At 70.9% G+C, this 16532-nt stretch carries 14 protein-coding genes; 8 read left to right on the forward strand and 6 right to left on the reverse strand.

Features of this window, described 5'->3' with window-relative positions; all coding sequences use genetic code 11:
- Positions 1 to 13 precede the first annotated feature (13 nt).
- Positions 14 to 988, forward strand: coding sequence for a HEAT repeat domain-containing protein (locus tag FL311_RS02365; RefSeq protein WP_141323162.1), 975 nt, complete (start codon positions 14 to 16; stop codon positions 986 to 988).
- Positions 985 to 1761, forward strand: coding sequence for a TatD family hydrolase (locus tag FL311_RS02370; protein ID WP_046713053.1), 777 nt, complete (start codon positions 985 to 987; stop codon positions 1759 to 1761). The genes FL311_RS02365 and FL311_RS02370 overlap by 4 nt, the downstream gene beginning before the upstream one ends.
- Here the strand turns inward: FL311_RS02370 and FL311_RS02375 are convergent.
- The 5 genes from FL311_RS02375 to FL311_RS02395 form a co-directional block, all read right to left on the reverse strand.
- On the reverse strand, positions 1748 to 3703 hold the full coding sequence (locus FL311_RS02375) for an HD domain-containing phosphohydrolase (protein ID WP_141323163.1): 1956 nt from the start codon (positions 3701 to 3703) through the stop codon (positions 1748 to 1750). The two genes, FL311_RS02370 and FL311_RS02375, sit on opposite strands and share 14 nt — an antisense overlap.
- Positions 3704 to 3709: 6 nt before the next feature.
- The gene (locus FL311_RS02380; protein ID WP_194869012.1) at positions 3710 to 5209 is read right to left on the reverse strand and encodes a 3'-5' exoribonuclease YhaM family protein; all 1500 of its coding nucleotides are present in this window, start codon (positions 5207 to 5209) and stop codon (positions 3710 to 3712) included.
- Between the two features lie 50 nt (positions 5210 to 5259).
- A complete protein-coding gene (locus tag FL311_RS02385; RefSeq protein WP_141323165.1) occupies positions 5260 to 6399 on the reverse strand; it encodes a class I SAM-dependent rRNA methyltransferase in 1140 nt (379 codons plus the stop codon).
- Between the two features lie 113 nt (positions 6400 to 6512).
- Entirely contained in the window at positions 6513 to 6881 is a 369-nt protein-coding gene (locus FL311_RS02390) for a hypothetical protein (protein WP_141323166.1), read from the reverse strand.
- 34 nt (positions 6882 to 6915) lie between these two features.
- Positions 6916 to 8511 carry an NAD(P)/FAD-dependent oxidoreductase gene (locus FL311_RS02395; RefSeq protein ID WP_141323167.1) on the reverse strand — a complete coding sequence of 532 codons (1596 nt, stop codon included), beginning with the start codon at positions 8509 to 8511 and terminating at the stop codon, positions 6916 to 6918.
- A gap of 331 nt (positions 8512 to 8842) precedes the next feature.
- Here FL311_RS02395 and FL311_RS02400 point away from each other — a divergent pair, with 331 nt between their 5' ends.
- The gene (locus tag FL311_RS02400; protein WP_174816750.1) at positions 8843 to 9046 is read left to right on the forward strand and encodes a hypothetical protein; all 204 of its coding nucleotides are present in this window, start codon (positions 8843 to 8845) and stop codon (positions 9044 to 9046) included.
- A gap of 107 nt (positions 9047 to 9153) precedes the next feature.
- Here FL311_RS02400 and FL311_RS02405 read toward each other — a convergent pair whose 3' ends face one another.
- Entirely contained in the window at positions 9154 to 9837 is a 684-nt protein-coding gene (locus tag FL311_RS02405) for a diacylglycerol kinase family protein (RefSeq protein WP_141323168.1), read from the reverse strand.
- Between the two features lie 78 nt (positions 9838 to 9915).
- Here FL311_RS02405 and FL311_RS02410 point away from each other — a divergent pair, with 78 nt between their 5' ends.
- From FL311_RS02410 to secG, 5 genes are all read left to right on the forward strand, one after another.
- The gene (locus FL311_RS02410) at positions 9916 to 12783 is read left to right on the forward strand and encodes an N-acetylmuramoyl-L-alanine amidase (protein WP_141323169.1); all 2868 of its coding nucleotides are present in this window, start codon (positions 9916 to 9918) and stop codon (positions 12781 to 12783) included.
- A 103-nt stretch (positions 12784 to 12886) separates the two neighbouring features.
- Positions 12887 to 13897 (forward strand): type I glyceraldehyde-3-phosphate dehydrogenase, encoded by a 1011-nt coding sequence (gene gap, locus FL311_RS02415; protein ID WP_141323170.1) that lies wholly within the window; start codon positions 12887 to 12889, stop codon positions 13895 to 13897.
- Positions 13898 to 13924: 27 nt separating this feature from the next.
- Positions 13925 to 15112: a phosphoglycerate kinase gene (gene pgk, locus FL311_RS02420; protein ID WP_141323171.1), complete on the forward strand. Its 1188-nt coding sequence runs from the start codon at positions 13925 to 13927 to the stop codon at positions 15110 to 15112.
- Between the two features lie 57 nt (positions 15113 to 15169).
- Entirely contained in the window at positions 15170 to 15943 is a 774-nt protein-coding gene (gene tpiA, locus FL311_RS02425; RefSeq protein WP_046713063.1) for a triose-phosphate isomerase, read from the forward strand.
- Positions 15944 to 16030: 87 nt separating this feature from the next.
- Positions 16031 to 16447 carry a preprotein translocase subunit SecG gene (secG, locus tag FL311_RS02430; RefSeq protein ID WP_046713064.1) on the forward strand — a complete coding sequence of 139 codons (417 nt, stop codon included), beginning with the start codon at positions 16031 to 16033 and terminating at the stop codon, positions 16445 to 16447.
- Positions 16448 to 16532 lie beyond the last annotated feature (85 nt).

The raw sequence follows: 16532 nt of genomic DNA on the forward strand, positions 1-16532 counted from the left end.
GAGGTGATGGGACGTGACGGATTGGCGTGCGGAGCGGGATCGGGCCTTGCTGGCGCTGGAGAACGAGAAGCGCCCCGCGTTTCGCGCGGAGGCGGCCGAGCAGCTCCATCACCTCGCGGCGGAGGTGCCCTCGCGCGCACCCGAGTTCACGGAGGTGGTGCCGAGGATGCTGTCGGACGCGCAGCCCGAGGTGAAGCGCTCGGGCATCGCGCTGGCCACCGTGGTGCTGCCTCAAGAAGAAGCCATTGCGCTGCTCATCTCGCGGCTTCGCGACGAGGAGTCGCTGGTGCGCCTGGAGGCCACGGGTCGACTGGCGGACATGGCCCGGCCCGAGCTGCGCGGCGCGCTCGCGGGCATGTTGGAGGACTCCGTCCCCGAGGTGCGCTTCGAGGCGGCGCGAGGCATCGCCGCCCTCAAGCACCCCGCGGGGCTCGAGGTGCTCATCGACGCGCTGGACGCGGACCTGCTCCGCTTCCGCGCCCTGGGCGCGCTGGCGGAGCTCGAGGACGCTCGCGCGCTGCCCGCGGTGAAGAAGCTGTTCGGCCGCTGGCTGCTCCCCGCCTTCGACAAGACGCAGGCCGCGGGAGTCCTCGCCCGGCTGGGTGACGCCGACGGCGCGGCACACCTGCTCCAGCGCACGCGCAAGAAGTGGAGTCAGGACCGCGCGCTCGCGGTGGAGCTGCTCGGCGAGGTGAAGGCCGCTGGCGCGCTGGAGCGACTGAAGGCCATCCTCGATGACCCGAAGGACTCCTGCCGGGGCGCCGCCGCGCGCGGCCTGGGACGCCTGGGCGACGAGCGGGCCCTGCCCTGGCTGCTCGCGCTGCTGCGGGACGTGAGCGCCCAGGAGGAGGACCGGCTGGACGCGGCGGATGGGCTCTGGAGATTGGGCCTCCCCGAGGGCCGCGAGCACGTGCGCGCGGCGGTGAGCACCTTCACCTCACCCGAGGCACGGCAGGAACTGGACGACTTGTTTCAGGAGGGGACATGAGACTGGTGGATGCGCACTGCCACCTGGAAGTGAAGGACTTCGCGGACGCGGCCCCGGTGCTGGAGCGCGCGCGCGCCGCGGGCCTCATCCACGCCATCGTCGTGGGCCAGTTCCATGGTCCCGGCGAGTGGGGCAACGCGCTGGAGCTGGCCGCCGCGCATCCCGAGTTCCTCTCGCCCACGCTCGGCATCCATCCGCACGAGGCCGCGCGCGCCACGGAGGACGACCTGGCCACGCTGGAGCGCACCTGCGCCCGGCCCGAGGTCCGCGCCGTGGGCGAGGCCGGCCTGGACTACTACTACGACCACTCACCCCGGGAGGCGCAGGCGCGCATCTTCCGACACCAGTGCGAGCTGGCCGTGAAGCTGGGCAAGCCGCTGGTGGTGCACGTGCGTGACGCGCACGAGGACTGCGACGCGATTCTCGGCGAGGTCGGCGTGCCCAAGGGCGTCATCCACTGCTTCACCGGAGACACCGACGCCGCGCGGCGCTACCTGGACCGGGGCTTCTACCTCTCGCTCTCCGGCGTCATCACCTACAAGAAGACGGAGGCGCTGCAGGACGCGGTGCGCTTCGCGCCGCTCGACAGGCTGATGGTGGAGACCGACAGCCCGTACCTGGCGCCCGTGCCGCACCGGGGGCGCAAGAACGAGCCCTCGCACGTGGTGGAGACCGCGCGGAAGCTGGCGGAGCTCAAGGGCGTGACGCTGGAGACGGTGACCGAGGTCACCACCGCCAACGCCGCCGCCCTCTTCAACCTCAACCTGCGCTGACGCCGCCGGCCAGGGTCTGGAGGTCCTGGTCCATCTGCGGCACGTCCAGCAGCAGCGCGTCCGGGTCGTACTGGAAGTCGGCCTGCTTGAGCTTCAAGAGCGCCTGGAGCGCGGGCTCTCCCGTGTGTCCGCCGAACGAGGCGAACACGACGCGGCCGCTCTCCAGGTGCATCGAGCCCTCCAGCGTGTGCTGACGCAGGTTGAGCTTGCCGCTCTTCCTCGCGCTGCCCAGCGTGCGCAGCAATTCCCTCGGAGGCAGCTCGTCGAAGCTGCCACGCACCACGCGCCCCGGGCCGTTGTGCAGCACCCGGTCCTCGAGCAGCGCGCGCACCGCCTTGGCGACGAGGGACTTGTCCCCGGGCGGCAGCAGCTCCGTCGCGCCGCCCATCATCAGTCGCTCGCGCGTGGGCGCATCCGGCTCGCCCACCACGGCGATGGGCAGCCCCGCCGTCTCCGGCGCGGAGCGGGCCTGCTGGAGCAAGTCCAACACCTCCTGCTGACCCAGGCGCAGGCTCACCACCAGGACATCGCAGTCCTGCCGGGCGAGGCCGTCCTGCGCGCCCTCCTGCGTGGACAGCGCGTGCGCCACCAGCCCCTGCTTGAGCACGGCCTCCAGCAGCTCGCCGCGAGCCGTCTCGTCCGGCTCCACCACGAGCACCTGCCGGCCCTCGCTCTCCAGCCTGTGGCGGAGCAGCTCGCCGCTCTGCAGCTGGATGACAATGTCCGCCACCACCGGGTCGTAGAGCACGCCCGCGTTCGTGCGCAGGTGCTCCAGGGCCTGCTCCTTGGGCAGCGCCTTGCCCAGCGCGTTGCCGGGGTTCTTGGTCAGCTCCAGGAAGCTGTCCACCGCCGCGAGGATGCGCGCGCCCAGGGTGATCTCCTCTCCCTTGGCGCCCTGCGGAGTTCCCGAGCCATCCCAGGCTTCATAGAGCTGCGCGAGGATGGTGTTGACCTGCGCGGGCAGGTGCACCGTCTCGAACAGCTTCGTGGGCGCGCGGCACGCGGCGCGGGCCTGCGCCTTCCACTCCGAGTTGACGGCGTTGCTCGCCAGCGAGAAGTGCCGCTCGGACGGCTTGCCCAAATCGTGCAGGTAGGCGGCGATGGACAGCGCGGCCAGCTCCTTGTGGGGCATGCCCATGCGCTGACCGACGATGCCCGCCTGCCGCGCGAGCTGCGCGGAGTGTCCCCGGTGCCGCTGGCGGTCCTGCTCCAAGAGCCCCACGAGGATGCCCAGCGTCTCCACGTAGTCGATGTCGCTGACCAGCCCGCGCGGGCCACCCGGCTCGCGCCGCTGCGTGGACGACGGACGACCGGCCACCTGCGTGCCGCCGCTGGGGCGCTGCACCCGCATGCGCGGGTCCGTCTCCATGCGGAAGGACAGGCTGCTGCGGTTGCTGGTGGACGTGCGGTTGTGCTCCGGCGCGCCGGCGCGCGACGTGGACTCGGCGGGGCCGGACTGCGCGCTCGCGGCCTCCAGCAGCGCGGCGAACGCGGTGGGGTCGCCGTAGTAGTGCTTGCGGATGGCCGCGGCGATGGCGCCGCGCAGGCCCACGTACGCGTAGACCTCCGACATGCCCGTGACGAGGGCAATCTCGTCCATCAGCGCCTTGTTCTGCGGCTCGGCGGCGACCACGGACAACAGCTTCCGGTCCGGGTCCACCGCCAGGGGCAGCACGTTCTGCGCCTCGGCGAGTCGCACCGGGAGCCTGTCGAGCACCTCGGTGGCGATCTTCGCCTTGGCCAGCTTGTCCGCGCTCACGAAGCGCGTCTGGAACTCCGCGGCCAGGAAGCGCAAGAGCGCCGCTTCCTGGAGGAGCCCCAGCTCCACCAGACAGTCCCCAAGCTTGTGGCCGGTGATCTTCTGGTGCTCCAGGGCCTGCTCCACGGCCCCGGCGTTGACGAGCCCCGCCTCGATGAGGCGCTCACCCAGCTTCTTCGCCATGACGACTCAGCTTTCCGACGAACCCTCGCCACTCTTGTCGCCCGAGAGCGTCGTCAGCGCGCTGAAGGGCTTGAAGGTCAGCTCCTTCGGCAGGCTGTTCGGATCCCTCGGCGGACGCGGCGGGCGCTCCTCGCGGGGCGCGCGCTGCTCGTCCCGGGCGCGCTCCTCGCGCGGCGGACGGTCCTCGCGGGGAGGCCGGTCCTCGCGAGGCGGCCGCTCGCGGCGGGGAGGACGCTGCTGCGGCTGCTCCTCACGCGCCACCACCGGCGCGCCGCCCTCCTGCGAAGGGGCCTGCTGCTGCGGAGCCTTGTCGCCCCGGTTCTTGCGCTTCTCCTCGCGCGACTTGCGCCGGCCACCACCACCGCCACCCTCGACGGGCCCGCGGCCGCGCACGGTGGGCAGGGGGCCCTTCCAGAGCTGCCGGTCGTAGTGGCGCAGCACGTCCGTCCACTTCTCGTTCGAGTCGCGCTGCATGGCCTCCAGCCACGAGGCGATGCGCGAGTCGAGCGAGTCGAGCGCGTGGACGATGTGCGCCTCGATGGTCATCGGCACCTTGGGGCTGCCGTACTCCAGCTGCCCGTGGTGCGAGATGGCCAGGTGCGTGAGGTGGTTCTCGAGCAGCGGCGGGAAGCCCGGGATGGACAGCGTCTTCTCGCGGATCTTCTGGGCCGTCATCACCAGGTGGCCCACGAGCTTGCCCTCGTCGGTGTAGTCGAAGCCCTTGTCCGGGGAGATCTCCGCCACCTTCATCACGTCGTGCAGGAACGCGCCCGCCAGCAGCAGGTCCCGGTCCGCCATGGGGTAGTGGTCCGCCACCCGCAGGGTCAGCCGCATCACCGACAGCAGGTGCTCGGCCAGGCCCCCTCGCCACGCGTGGTGCATGCCCTTGGCGGCCGGCGCCACCGGCAGCCCCGCGGACACCTGCGGGTCGTCCAGGAACGCAATCAGGAGCTGCTTCACGAACGGGTCGTTGATGCGCTCGTTGATGAGCTCGCGGATGAGGCCCGCGGCCCGGGCGCCACCGCCGCCGTCGTGACGGGGCTCGCTCTTCTCACCCTTGTCGGCCTTCTCGGCGCGGGGCTCGGCGGCGGGCTTCGCCTCCGGGGCGGCCTTGGGCTCGGCGGGAGGCGCCGGGGGCGGCTCGAACTCCTTGGGGTCCAGGGGCTCGGGGTCCAGGCGCTCCAGGCCCTCCACCACCACCTGCGTGCGGCCGTGGAACTGGATGACGTTGCCCTGGACGAGCACGAAGTCGCCGGACTGGAAGGACGGCTCGAGCGCGTCGACCTTGTCGAACACGCGCGCGTCCACCTCGCCGCTCTTGTCGACGAGCGTCAGGGCCAGGAACACCTTGCCGCTGCGGGCCGTCACCTTCTCCTTCTTGGTGACGCGGAAGACGGTGTGGACGCGGTCCTTCTCACGCAGGTCGGCCGCGTACACCTTGCGGACGGTCTCGACGGAATCCGCCGGGGTGGAGGTCGCGGTCTGGGGGGCGTTTTCGTTGGTCATCGCGGGCGCGGACACTAGCACTCCCCACGGCGGAGCGGTGCTTTCCCTCGTCAGCTCACCTCCAGCGCCACCGTGTCCAGGTACTCCGCGCCCGGGGAGCCCACCAGCGTCGGGTGGTCCGGAGGCAGCCCGGGCCGGGCCAGCCGCGTGGCCATGCGCGCCTCCGCCTCGCACGCGGTGGCCACCAGCTCGTCGAAGCCGCCGAACGCCAGGGGTGGGTGATAGCCGACCACCATCAGCCGGCCCCCATGCCGGGTGCGTCGCAGCGCGTACCGCAGGTGCTCCACGAACTCCTCCTCGGTCGCCACCCGGAGTGTGTCCAGCAGCACCAAATCAAAGGTCTCCCGCACCGCGCGCAGGGCCTGCAGCGCGGTGCCCTTCTCGACGAGCACGCGCCCCAACAGTCCGTTGGCCTCGGCGTTCTCCCGCGCCAGGTCCGCCGCATCCGCGTCCGCGTCGAAGGCGAGGATGTGCCGCGCGCCATGCAGGCCCGCGTGCACGAAGAGCCCGCCCACGTTGCAGGCGGCGTCCAGCACCCGGCCGTCCCAGGCCATGCGGCCCACCACGCGGCGCAGCTCCCGCTGGTCATACGCGTAGCCCGTGCCCTGGCCGTACGTGAGGTCCACGGTGAACCGGGCGCCCAGCTCCAGCAGTCGGCACCAGCGGGGTGGGGTGCCATAGAGGACATGGGGCCGCTGGGTGGACAGTCCCAGGGCCTTCCTGCGCGGGGAGTCGTTGCGCAGCAGCACCGAGCTGGCGCCCGTCACCTCCACCAGCGCGCGGGTGATGTCCTGATGCCGGGCGTCCATGGAGCGCGTCAGCGTCTGCACCACGAAGTGGGTGTCGTACCGGTCCACGACGAGGCCGGGCAGCCCGTCCCCGTCATCGTTCACCACCCGGCAGAAGCGCGGGTCGTCCACCATGCGGCCCCGGCGCTCGAAGGCGCGGCGCAGGTGGCGCGGAATCAGCCCCTCCACGGCCTCGTCCGGCATGCCCAGCCGCCGCACCGCGAGCGAGGCCTCCAGGTCCACGTCCCCCAGCCCGAGCACCGCGCCGTCCTCGTCCCGCAGCTGCACGGGCTCGCCGGGTTGGGGCGTTCCCTCCATGGAGACGATGTCCTCCCGGCGCAACCAGGGGGCTCCATGGCGCAGACGGCGGGCGGCATCTTTGGACAGATAGGTGCTGAGCAAGTGCGTCCTCCCCTCTCGCGTGGCTGACTTCCAGCGGACAAGATGGGCCGTGCGCTTGCCGATGTCGGCGGGCGTCGGGCCCTCCGGCTGGAGAGCAGGGGAGGAGGCGGGCCTCAGGCCTGGGGCGGAGGCCGCTTGAAGGCCTTGAACGTCACCCGCGTGAGCAGCGAGCTGACCACCAGGGCCAGGACGATTCCCAGGATGCGCAGGTGCCAGGAGTCGCGCAGCACCAGCGACAGGGCCAGCGCGCCCACCAGCACCGCGCCCGCCACCGTGAGCCACTGGCCCCGCGCCGCCAGCCCCGAGGACGGGGATTTCGCGCGCGCGAGCACCGGCAGGCTGCCCGCCTTGCGCCACGTCTGGGAGGTCTCCTCCCGCACCTCGTCGTCGGCGTCCACCAGGCCCTGGACGTAGGCGCGCTCCACGTCCAGGAGGCTGGGGTAGGTCAGCTCACCATCCGGAGTGCGCACGACATAACGCATGGCAGGGCTCCCTCTGTTGGGGCGCGGGCGTGGCTCACGCCAGCTCGGTGGCAATCTGCTCCGCGACGCGCAATCCATCAATGGCCGACGAGACGATGCCGCCCGCATAGCCGCAGCCCTCGCCCGCGGGGTACAGGCCCTTGCAGGACACCGACTGCAGGTCCTCGCCCCGGGTGATTCGCACGGGGGACGACGTGCGGCTCTCGATGCCGATGAGCTTGCCCTCGTCGCTGATGAAGCCGCGCATCTTCCGGTCGAAGGTCTTCAGCGCCTGCTTGAGGGACGTGGTGAGCCGCTCCGGGAACAGCCGGTTCAGGTCCACATGCGCAAGGCCCGGACGGTAGCTGGTGCCGCCCGGATCCTTCTTCACGCGCCCGGCCAGGTAGTCCGGAATGGTCTGCGCCGGGGCGAAGAACTTCCCGCCGCCCAGCTCGTACGCCTTCTGCTCCCAGTGCCGCTGGAACTGCAAGCCCGCCAACGGTCCGCGGAAGCCCTCGCGCTCGAAGTCCGCCACGGAGACGGAGACGACGATGCCCGCGTTGGCGTAGCGCGCGTTGCGGCGCGAGTTGCTCATGCCATTGGTGCACTGCAGCCCGTCCTCGGTGGGCGTGGGCACCACGATTCCACCCGGGCACATGCAGAACGAGTAGACGCCGCGCACCTCACCGTCCACGTCCAGGTTCTCGGCGAGCTTGTAGTCGGCGGGGGGCAGCTTCGGGTTCTTCGCGGCGCTGCCGTACTGGATGCCGTTGATGAGCGTCTGCGGGTGCTCGGCGCGGAAGCCCAGCGCGAAGGGCTTGGCCTCCACGCTGACGCGGCCGTCGGCGGCGAAGCGCTCGTACAGCTCGCGCGCGGAGTTGCCGGGGGCCAGGATGACGCGGTCGCTCTCCAGCGTGCGCCCGTCCGCGAGCTTCACGCCCGCGACGCGGCCGTCCTTGTAGACGAGGTCGTCCACGCGCTGGCCGAAGTGCACCTCGCAGCCGCCGGCGATGAGCTCCTCGCGCAGCTTCGCCACCGCGCCCGGCAGCAGGTCCGAGCCGATGTGCGGCTTGCCCTCGACCAGGATGGCGTCCGGCGCGCCGTAGCGGGCGAAGGCCTCGATGACCTTGCGCACCATGGGGTGGTTGATGCGCGTGGACAGCTTGCCGTCCGTGTACGCGCCGGCGCCGCCCTCCCCGAAGTTCATGTTGCTCTCCGGGTCCAGCGTGCCGTCGCGCATCAGCTTCGCCACGTCCTTGCGCCGCGCCACCACCTCGCGTCCCCGCTCGATGAGGATGCTCTTCACGCCGCGCTCGAGCAGCCCCAGCGCGGCGAACAGCCCCGCGGGGCCCGTGCCGATGATGATGGGCCACTGCTCGGGTGGCTTCACCGACGTCAGCGGCTCGGGCGGCGGCGGAGCCTCGCCCACGTCCGGAGGCAGCTGCTTGGGCTTGCGCCCCGGCGCCATCTCCACCTCCAGCGTGTAGATGTAGCGCGGGCTGCCCTTCTTGCGCGCATCCAGCACGGAGCGCACCACCCGCACGGAGGCCAGGTCGGAGCGGGTGACGCCCAGCTTCTCCGCGGCCCGCTGACCGAGCAGCTCCTCCGGCTCGTCCAGCCACAGCCCGATGTTGTTCACCCGATACGCCATTGCCGTTCGCTCCTGGTGGGGGGCGCGTTCTGCTCCACCCCGCTGAAAGATTGCAAGCACTTGAAACCACGAGGGGCTCGCCGCCGCGGAACGGGTGCGTACCTCGTGATGCACCCGGCCATCCAGTTCCCTCGGGGGTTCCCCTGGGTGCGTAGGCCCCTTCGCACCCCGAATCCCCCCATGCCGACCCACGCGGCTCTTCAACCCCTGGGAACTGCTGGTGAATCCGTTTGGAAGAGAACGACTGGCACGGGGGTTGAAGAACAAGGCTCAAGTGATTAGCCGGCGGCCCTCGTTGTTCGCGCCGCCCCCAAATTTGGAGGCATTGACTGTGAGCACCGATCAAAAGGGCACCCGGATCCTGGCGCGCACCTTCTTCAACCAGCTTCGCGCCAGCGGCTACACGCCGCACCAGGTCATCGGTATCGCCACGGAGCTGCTCGATCTGGTGACCTCGGACCTGAAGGAAGGCGACAAGGCCGTCGCCGTGCCTGCGTCCCCGGAGCAGGGCTCCGAGTGGCGTCAGCGCGCCTGAGCGTGCGAGACTCACCCCAAGCGACCCTCGGCGGGTGAGCGAGCTCCGGACGGGTTCCGGGGCTCCCGCCCCCTGAGGTGGTGGTGGACCGGCGTCAGCCGGTTTTTTTATGTCCGGTTGACCGCCGAATCGCCCGCTGGCGCCCCTGGAGAGCCCGCTTCGCGTCGGCGGGTGTAGGCCGCCGAGCCCGCGACGAAGAGCAGCCCGGCCGTCATCGCGGTGAACACGGTGCTGGCCGTGTACTGCGCCAGGAACGCGAGCAGCACGCCGCCCGCCACGAAGGCGCCCACGTCCACGCCGACAGGCCTTCGCTGGGGCAGCACCAGCACCACCACGCACGCCGTCAAGGGCAGGCCGAGCGCCACCTGGCGGACGATGGCGTCGGTGCTCGTGCGCACCGTCTCCCAGTTGTGCACGAGGATGGCGGCGAAGATGACCACCGTGCCCAGCGCGAGCACCAGCACGCCCGCGGCGGCCGCGTCCTTGGTGAGGCGGGCCTTCTCGTCGAACTGCTGGACGGCCAGGTCCACCAGGTGCTCCAGCGCGCTGTTCAGGATTTCCGCGAAGAAGATGAGCAGGACGCAGAAGATGAGGGTGACCTTCTCGGCGAGCCCCAGGGGGATGCCGCTGCCCACCAGCCCCACCAGCACGGCGGAGATGAGGTGCAGGCGCATGTTGCGCTGGTACACGACCGTGTGGATGAGGCCCGCCCAGGCATGGCCGAACGAGGCGAGGAACCCCGAGCCGCGACGGGGAGGGAAGGTGGGAGGTGGCCGGGCAGGTACGGTCATCGGAACCTGAAGGGACGGGCAGGCTAGCACTCACGGGTTCGATTGCCGTGGAGATGTGAATGGGTAAGGTCGGCGGCCATGAGCACCGACTTCTTCCGGGCGCGTCCAGGCGGCGTGCTGCTGGCCCTCCTGTTGACCTCCACCCTCGCCTCCGCCCGGGCCCCCGTGCACACCCACGAGGGCGAAGTGGGCGCCTGTGGCCTGGAGCCCCCGGACGCGGTGTACCTGCCAGCGCCGTCCCGCCGCGCGCACGAGGCGAGGAAGCTGAGCGCCTCCGACGCGCCCGTGGTTCGGCGCGAGCAGCGGGAGGGCACGACGAAGGCCACGCTCGCGGGGGTGCCCCAGACGCGGACGCGGGCGGGCGCGCTGTCCGGGAAGGTCATCTACCTGAGCCCCGGCCACGGCTTCTACCGGGCGCCCACGCTGTCGCGCTGGGCCACGCAGCGGCCCAACACGTGGGCGGTGGTGGAGGACCTCATCTCCGCCGAGGTGGTGAACCAGTACCTGTTGCCCATGTTGATGGGCGCGGGCGCCACGGTGGTGCCGGTGCGCGAGGCGGACCTGAACTCGCGCATGGTCATCGTGGACGACGGTGGCGCGGGCTACTCGGAGGAGGGTGACACGGGGCTGTTCCGCGCGACGGAGCAGAAGGGCTGGGCGACGCCTGGCTTCCCCATGGGCAACGGTGTCGAGCCGTTCACACAAGGCACCACGCGGGAGCTGCTCACCACGCAGGCGCCCACGGCGACGGCGACCTGGGCGCCGGTGGTGCCCGCGGACGGCAACTACCATGTGTACGTCTCGTATGGCGCGGCGCCCACGCGCACCGAGAACGCGCACTACGTCGTGCGCCACGCGGGCGGCGAGAGCCACTTCCGCGTCAACCAGCGCCGCCACGGCGGGACGTGGGTGCTGCTGGGCCGCTTCTTCTTCAAGGCGAACGCGGGGCCGGAGCGCGCGGCGGTGGTGCTGATGAACGACGCGGAGGAGGGCGCCACGGTGTCGGTGGACGCGGTGCGCTTCGGCGGAGGCTCGGGCGTCATCGGCGACGCGCAGATGGCCGCGCTGCCGCGTCCCCGCTACGAGGAGGCCGCGCGCTACCACGTGCAGTTCAGCGGCGCGCCCCTGACGGTGTACGCGCCCACCGGGGCCAACGCCATCGCCAACGAGCGCAACGCGGACGTGACGGCCCGCGCGCGCTTCGCCGCTTGGCTGCACGAGGAGGGGGAGGACGCGGTGTATGTGGCCTGGCACACCAACGCCTCCACCACCGGCAACGTGGTGGGCACCGAAGCCTATGTCTATGGACGCAACCCGGTGGACGGCACGCTCCAGTTCGAGGGCGTGCCCGGCAGCGACGTGCTGGGGCGGGCGCTGTTGGACGAACTGGGCACGGACCTCAAGCGCGAGGTCGACCCGACGTGGCGCGTGCGCAGCCTGCGCTCGGCGAACCTGGGCGAGGTCAACCCCACGCACAACCCGGAGATGCCGTCGGTGCTGCTGGAGGTCGCCTACCACGACGCGGTGGCGGACTCGAACCGGCTGAAGGAGCCGGCGTTCCGCCGCGTCGCCGCGCGCGCCATCCTCCAGGGCCTCATCAAGTACTACGCCGCGCGGGACGGCGTGGCGGTGTCGCTGCCGCCCGAGGCCCCCGACGCGGTGGTGGCGCGCAACGTCTCGGCCGGCACGGTGGAGGTGCGCTGGGCCGCGCCCCAGGCCAACCCGGACGAGGAGGGGCGCGATGCGCCCACCGCGTACCGCGTCTACCAGAGCGAGGATGGCCAGGCCTGGGACGACGGCACCGAGGTGTCCGGGACGAGCCTGAGCGTGCCGCTGGCGGCGGGCGTCTCGCGCTACTTCCGCGTCGCGGCGGTGAGCGCGGGCGGCGAGGGCTTCCCGTCCGCCATCGTCGGCGTGCGCTCGGGGGACGCGCCCCCGGCGCTGGTGGTCAATGCCTTCGAGCGGCTGGACTCCGCGCTGGCGTGTGGCGAGGCGCTGGACGCGTATGACCTGGAGGCCCCGCTGCGGGTGCTCCTGGAGACGATGAACGACGGCACCTACGTGCGCCGCCACGGGGACGCGATGAGCCAGTCGGGCGTGGCCTTCGACAGCGCGACGAGCGGGGCGGTGGCGGCGGGGCTGGTGTCCGTCGGAGCGGGCTACCGGGTGGTGGACTGGTTCACCGGGCGGGGTGGCGCTGCCGGCGCCGGACTGACGCGCGCCGAACAGGACACGCTGCGCGCGTATGTGATGGGCGGTGGACATCTGCTGCTGTCGGGCAGCCAGGTGGCGTCCGCGCTGTCGGTGGGGGACGCGGACGACAAGGCCTTCCTCACGGACATCCTCCGGGCCTCGGTGGGGACCGGCGCGCCGGCTCGGAGCGTGGAGGGGGTGCCGGGAGACTTCCTGGCGGATTGGACGGGCGTGGCCCTGGACGACGGCACCCGGGGCGCCTATCCGGTGGGGTCCACCGATTTGCTCATCCCGGCCTCGGGCGGCTCGGCGGTGGTGCGGTACGCGGGGACGGAGCTGGGGGCGGGGGTGTTCTCCATGCCCGCGGGGCAGGTGCTGCTGTTGGGGGTCCCCTTCGAGGCGGTGGTGGACCGGGCGGCGCGGGCCCGGCTGTTGTCCGCGTTCCTGGTGCGCGCGGGCTTCCCCGCGCCGGGCTCGCCGCCCGTCGGGGATTCCGGCGGGACGGGGCCCGGCCTGTTGAGCGGGTGCGTGGCGCCGCGCGGGGTGGATCCGCATCCTCCCGAGGAGCCCGAGCCTCCCGAGCCCCCGGAGCCCATCGTCCTGGACGCGCTGCCGCAGTTCTACCATCCGCTGGGCGACTCGGGCTGCGGCTGCGGGGCCGGCGGGGGAACGGGCGCGGGGCTGTGGCTGTTGGTCGGGGTGATTGTTCAGCTTCGACGCGCGCGCCGTCGCACGAGCGACCTGAAGCGTTGACTCAGCGGGGCCGCGTGCCTACGGTCGGCGGCCCTCGTTTTCTGACGTGAAAACCGTTCGTGGGCGCGCCATTCGCGCCCACCTCTTCTAAGGAGACACGCACATGGCCACTCGCATCGCCATCAACGGGTTTGGACGCATCGGTCGCTGCATCCTCCGCGCCGCGCTCAGCCGCAAGGAAGACCTGGAGATCGTCGCCATCAACGACCTGGACAAGCCCGCCGCCCTGGCGCACCTGTTCAAGTACGACTCCGTGCACCGCACCTGGCCGGGTGAGGTGAAGGCGACGGACAAGGGCATCGTGGTGGACGGCAAGGAGATCATCGTCACCGCGGAGAAGGACCCGACGGCGCTGCCCTGGAAGAGCCTGAACGTGGACGTGGTGCTCGAGTGCACCGGCCGCTTCACCGGCCGCGAGGGCGCCGAGAAGCACCTGAAGGCGGGCGCCAAGAAGGTCCTCATCTCCGCGCCGGCCAAGGGCCCGGACCTGACCATCGCCTACGGCATCAACCACGGCGAGTACGACGCGTCCAAGCACCACATCATCTCCAACGCTTCGTGCACCACCAACTGCCTGGCGCCCATCGCCAAGGTGCTGGTGGACAACTTCGGCATCGAGAAGGGCCTGATGACGACGGTGCACAGCTACACCAACGACCAGCGCATCCTGGACCTCACGCACGAGGACATGCGCCGCGCCCGCGCCGCCGCGCTCTCCATGATTCCCACCAGCACCGGCGCCGCGAAGGCCATCGGCGAGGTGATTCCGCAGCTCAAGGGCAAGATGCACGGCCTGGCCGTCCGCGTCCCCACGCCGAACGTGTCCCTGGTGGACCTGACGGTGAACACCGAGAAGAAGATCACCCAGGAGGCCGTGGTGGAGGCCTACCGCGCCGCCGCCGCCGGTCCTCTCAAGGGCATCCTGGAGTTCAGCGACGCGCAGACGGTGTCGGTGGACTACAACGGCAACCCGCACTCGGCCATCTTCGACTCCACCAACTGCTTCGTGATGGGCGACAACATGCTGAAGGTCATGGCCTGGTACGACAACGAGTGGGGCTTCTCCAACCGCATGGTCGACACGGCGAAGTTCCTCGTGTCGAAGGGCGTGTAGTCCGTTTCCGGTCCAGGGAGAGCCAAGATGATCCGCTACATCGACGAGCTGCAACTCACGGGCAAGCGCACCTTCATCCGCGTGGACTTCAACGTCCCGCTCGACGGCCGGAAGGTGACGGACGACACCCGCATCCGTGAGGCGCTGCCCACCATCCGCCGCGCGCTGGAATTGGGCGGCAAGGTCATCCTGGCCTCCCACCTGGGACGTCCGAAGGGGCCGGACCCGAAGCTGTCGCTCGAGCCGGTCGCCGTGCGGCTGGCCGACCTGCTCGGCGGCAAGCACGAGGTCATCCTCACGGATGACTGCGTGGGCGACGGCGTGAAGAAGCAGGTGAAGGAGCTGAAGGAGGGGCAGGTGGTGGTGCTGGAGAACCTGCGCTTCCACAAGGAGGAGGAGGCCAACGACGAGGCCTTCGCGCGCGAGCTGGCCGCGCTGGCGGACGTCTACGTCAACGACGCCTTCGGCACCGCGCACCGCGCCCACGCCTCCACGGCGGGCATGGTGCCCTTCGTGAAGGAGAAGGCGGCGGGCCTCCTGATGAAGAAGGAGATCGAGTACCTGGGCCGCGTGCTGAAGACGCCGGAGAAGCCCTTCGTGGCCATCCTGGGTGGCTCGAAGGTGAGCGACAAGATCAAGGTCATCGAGAACCTGCTGCCCAAGGTGGACGCGCTCCTGGTGGGCGGGGCGATGGCGTACACGTTCCTGAAGGCGCAGGGCGTGGAGGTGGGCAAGTCCCGCGTCGAGGAGGACAAGCTGTCCTTGGCCACGCGCCTGCTCGAGGCTGCGCACCGGCTGAAGACGCCCATCGTCCTCCCGGTGGACCACATCGTCGGCACCGAGCCGACGGAGAAGAGCTCCGCGCAGGAGACGCCGGACAACGCGGTGCCCAAGGACATGATGGGCCTGGACATCGGGCCGAAGACGCGCTCGCTGTTCACGCAGCACATCCGCGACGCGCGCACGGTGGTGTGGAACGGGCCCATGGGGCTGTTCGAGGTGGCGAAGTTCGCCGAGGGCACGCGCTCGGTGGGCACGGCCATGGCGAACAACAAGCAGGCCATCACCGTGATTGGCGGCGGGGACAGCGCGGCGGCCGTGGAGCAGATGGGGCTGGCGGATCAGCTCAGCCACGTGTCCACGGGCGGCGGGGCCTCGTTGGAGTTCCTGGAAGGCCGTGAGCTTCCGGGCATCAAGGCGCTGGAGACGCGGTAGTCTCCGTCGCGCCCAAGCAGCAGCACCACCACATCCACAGCGCTGGGGGAGTGACACATGGCCGTCTCGTCTCGACGTCGGAAGATCGTCGCCGGCAACTGGAAGATGAACAAGACGGTGCCGGAGGCCCTGGCGCTGGTCCGTGAGCTGCGGGGGGCGGTGACCTCCGTGGGGGATGTGGTGGAGGTGGTGGTGGCGCCGACGTACCTGGCGCTGCAGGCGGTGCACGTCGCGCTGGAAGGCGCGCCGTTGCAACTGGCGGCGCAGAACTGCCACTGGGAGTCGTCGGGTGCGTTCACGGGCGAGGTGTCCGCGCCGATGCTGGCGGAGCTCGGGTGTGCCTACGTCATCGTGGGGCACTCGGAGCGCCGGCAGCTGTTTGGCGAGACGGACGAGACGGTGAACAAGAAGGCCAAGGCGGTGCTGGCCGCGAAGATGACGCCCATCCTCTGCGTGGGCGAGACGCTGGCGGAGCGCGAGGCGAACCGGACGTTGGAGGTGGTGGAGCGTCAGGTCCGGGGAGGGCTGGAGGGCTTCGAGGCGAAGGACGTGGCGGGCTTCGTGCTGGCGTACGAGCCGGTGTGGGCGATTGGGACGGGGCGCAACGCGACGTCGGCGCAGGCGCAAGAGGTCCACGCGGCCATCCGGGCGCTGGTGGGCCGGCTGTACGGCGAACAGACGGCCGCCCAGGTGCGCATCCAGTACGGCGGCAGTGTGAAGCCGGATAACGCCGCGGAATTGCTGGGGCAGCCGGACGTGGACGGGGCGCTGGTGGGGGGGGCGAGCCTGAAGGTCGGCGATTTCGCGGCCATCATCCAGGCGGCCCGGTAGGGTAGGGCGCGCGATTTGGTGCTATCGGCGCACTGTTTTCTGCAATAAGGTGCGCCCTCTTTTCACGGAACGTTCGGAAAACTCCACATGCTGACCTTCGTCACGATCGTGCACGTCCTCGTGTGCGTGTTCATGATCTTCGTCATCCTGCTGCAGCCGGGTAAGGACGCTGGCATGGGCTCGGCCCTCGGCGGCGGCGCGGCCACGAGTGCCTTTGGTGGTCGTGGCGCGGTGACCTTCCTGAGCAAGCTCACCGGCGTGTGCGCGGCGATGTTCTTCTTCACGTCGCTGGGCCTGTCCTTCGTCGGCCTGAAGTCCTCGGTGGCGGCGGGTGGTTCCATCGCGGCGCCCGCTCCGGCGGCTCCCGCGGCGCCGGCTCCTGCGGCGGGTGAGACGTCGTCTCCGGCGGGTCAGCAGGCGGCCCCTGGGACGGTGGAGCAGCCGCGCGGTGAGGCGGCTCCGGCCGAGGGCCAGCAGGCCCCCGCGCCGACCCCGGCTCCCTGAGGGGCGGGTTGAAACAAATCGGAGCACGCAGCGGTTAGAAACTCGTTGCGTGATCCGAAGCGGTCCTGTAGATGGTCCGCGCAGC

Origin of the sequence: Myxococcus sp. AB025B (assembly GCF_006518215.1) — a bacterium.
Lineage (GTDB): Bacteria > Myxococcota > Myxococcia > Myxococcales > Myxococcaceae > Myxococcus > Myxococcus fulvus.

What these genes read in the sequence shown, in the direction of transcription:
- FL311_RS02370 (WP_046713053.1), top strand. Translation starts at nt 985, where the DNA reads ATGAGACTGGTGGATGCGCACTGCCACCTGGAAGTGAAGGACTTCGCG.
- FL311_RS02375 (WP_141323163.1), bottom strand. Translation starts at nt 3,703, where the DNA reads ATGGCGAAGAAGCTGGGTGAGCGCCTCATCGAGGCGGGGCTCGTCAAC.
- FL311_RS02380 (WP_194869012.1), bottom strand. Translation starts at nt 5,209, where the DNA reads ATGACCAACGAAAACGCCCCCCAGACCGCGACCTCCACCCCGGCGGAT.
- FL311_RS02390 (WP_141323166.1), bottom strand. Translation starts at nt 6,881, where the DNA reads ATGCGTTATGTCGTGCGCACTCCGGATGGTGAGCTGACCTACCCCAGC.
- FL311_RS02395 (WP_141323167.1), bottom strand. Translation starts at nt 8,511, where the DNA reads ATGGCGTATCGGGTGAACAACATCGGGCTGTGGCTGGACGAGCCGGAG.
- FL311_RS02405 (WP_141323168.1), bottom strand. Translation starts at nt 9,837, where the DNA reads ATGACCGTACCTGCCCGGCCACCTCCCACCTTCCCTCCCCGTCGCGGC.
- FL311_RS02410 (WP_141323169.1), top strand. Translation starts at nt 9,916, where the DNA reads ATGAGCACCGACTTCTTCCGGGCGCGTCCAGGCGGCGTGCTGCTGGCC.
- gap (WP_141323170.1), top strand. Translation starts at nt 12,887, where the DNA reads ATGGCCACTCGCATCGCCATCAACGGGTTTGGACGCATCGGTCGCTGC.
- pgk (WP_141323171.1), top strand. Translation starts at nt 13,925, where the DNA reads ATGATCCGCTACATCGACGAGCTGCAACTCACGGGCAAGCGCACCTTC.
- tpiA (WP_046713063.1), top strand. Translation starts at nt 15,170, where the DNA reads ATGGCCGTCTCGTCTCGACGTCGGAAGATCGTCGCCGGCAACTGGAAG.
- secG (WP_046713064.1), top strand. Translation starts at nt 16,031, where the DNA reads ATGCTGACCTTCGTCACGATCGTGCACGTCCTCGTGTGCGTGTTCATG.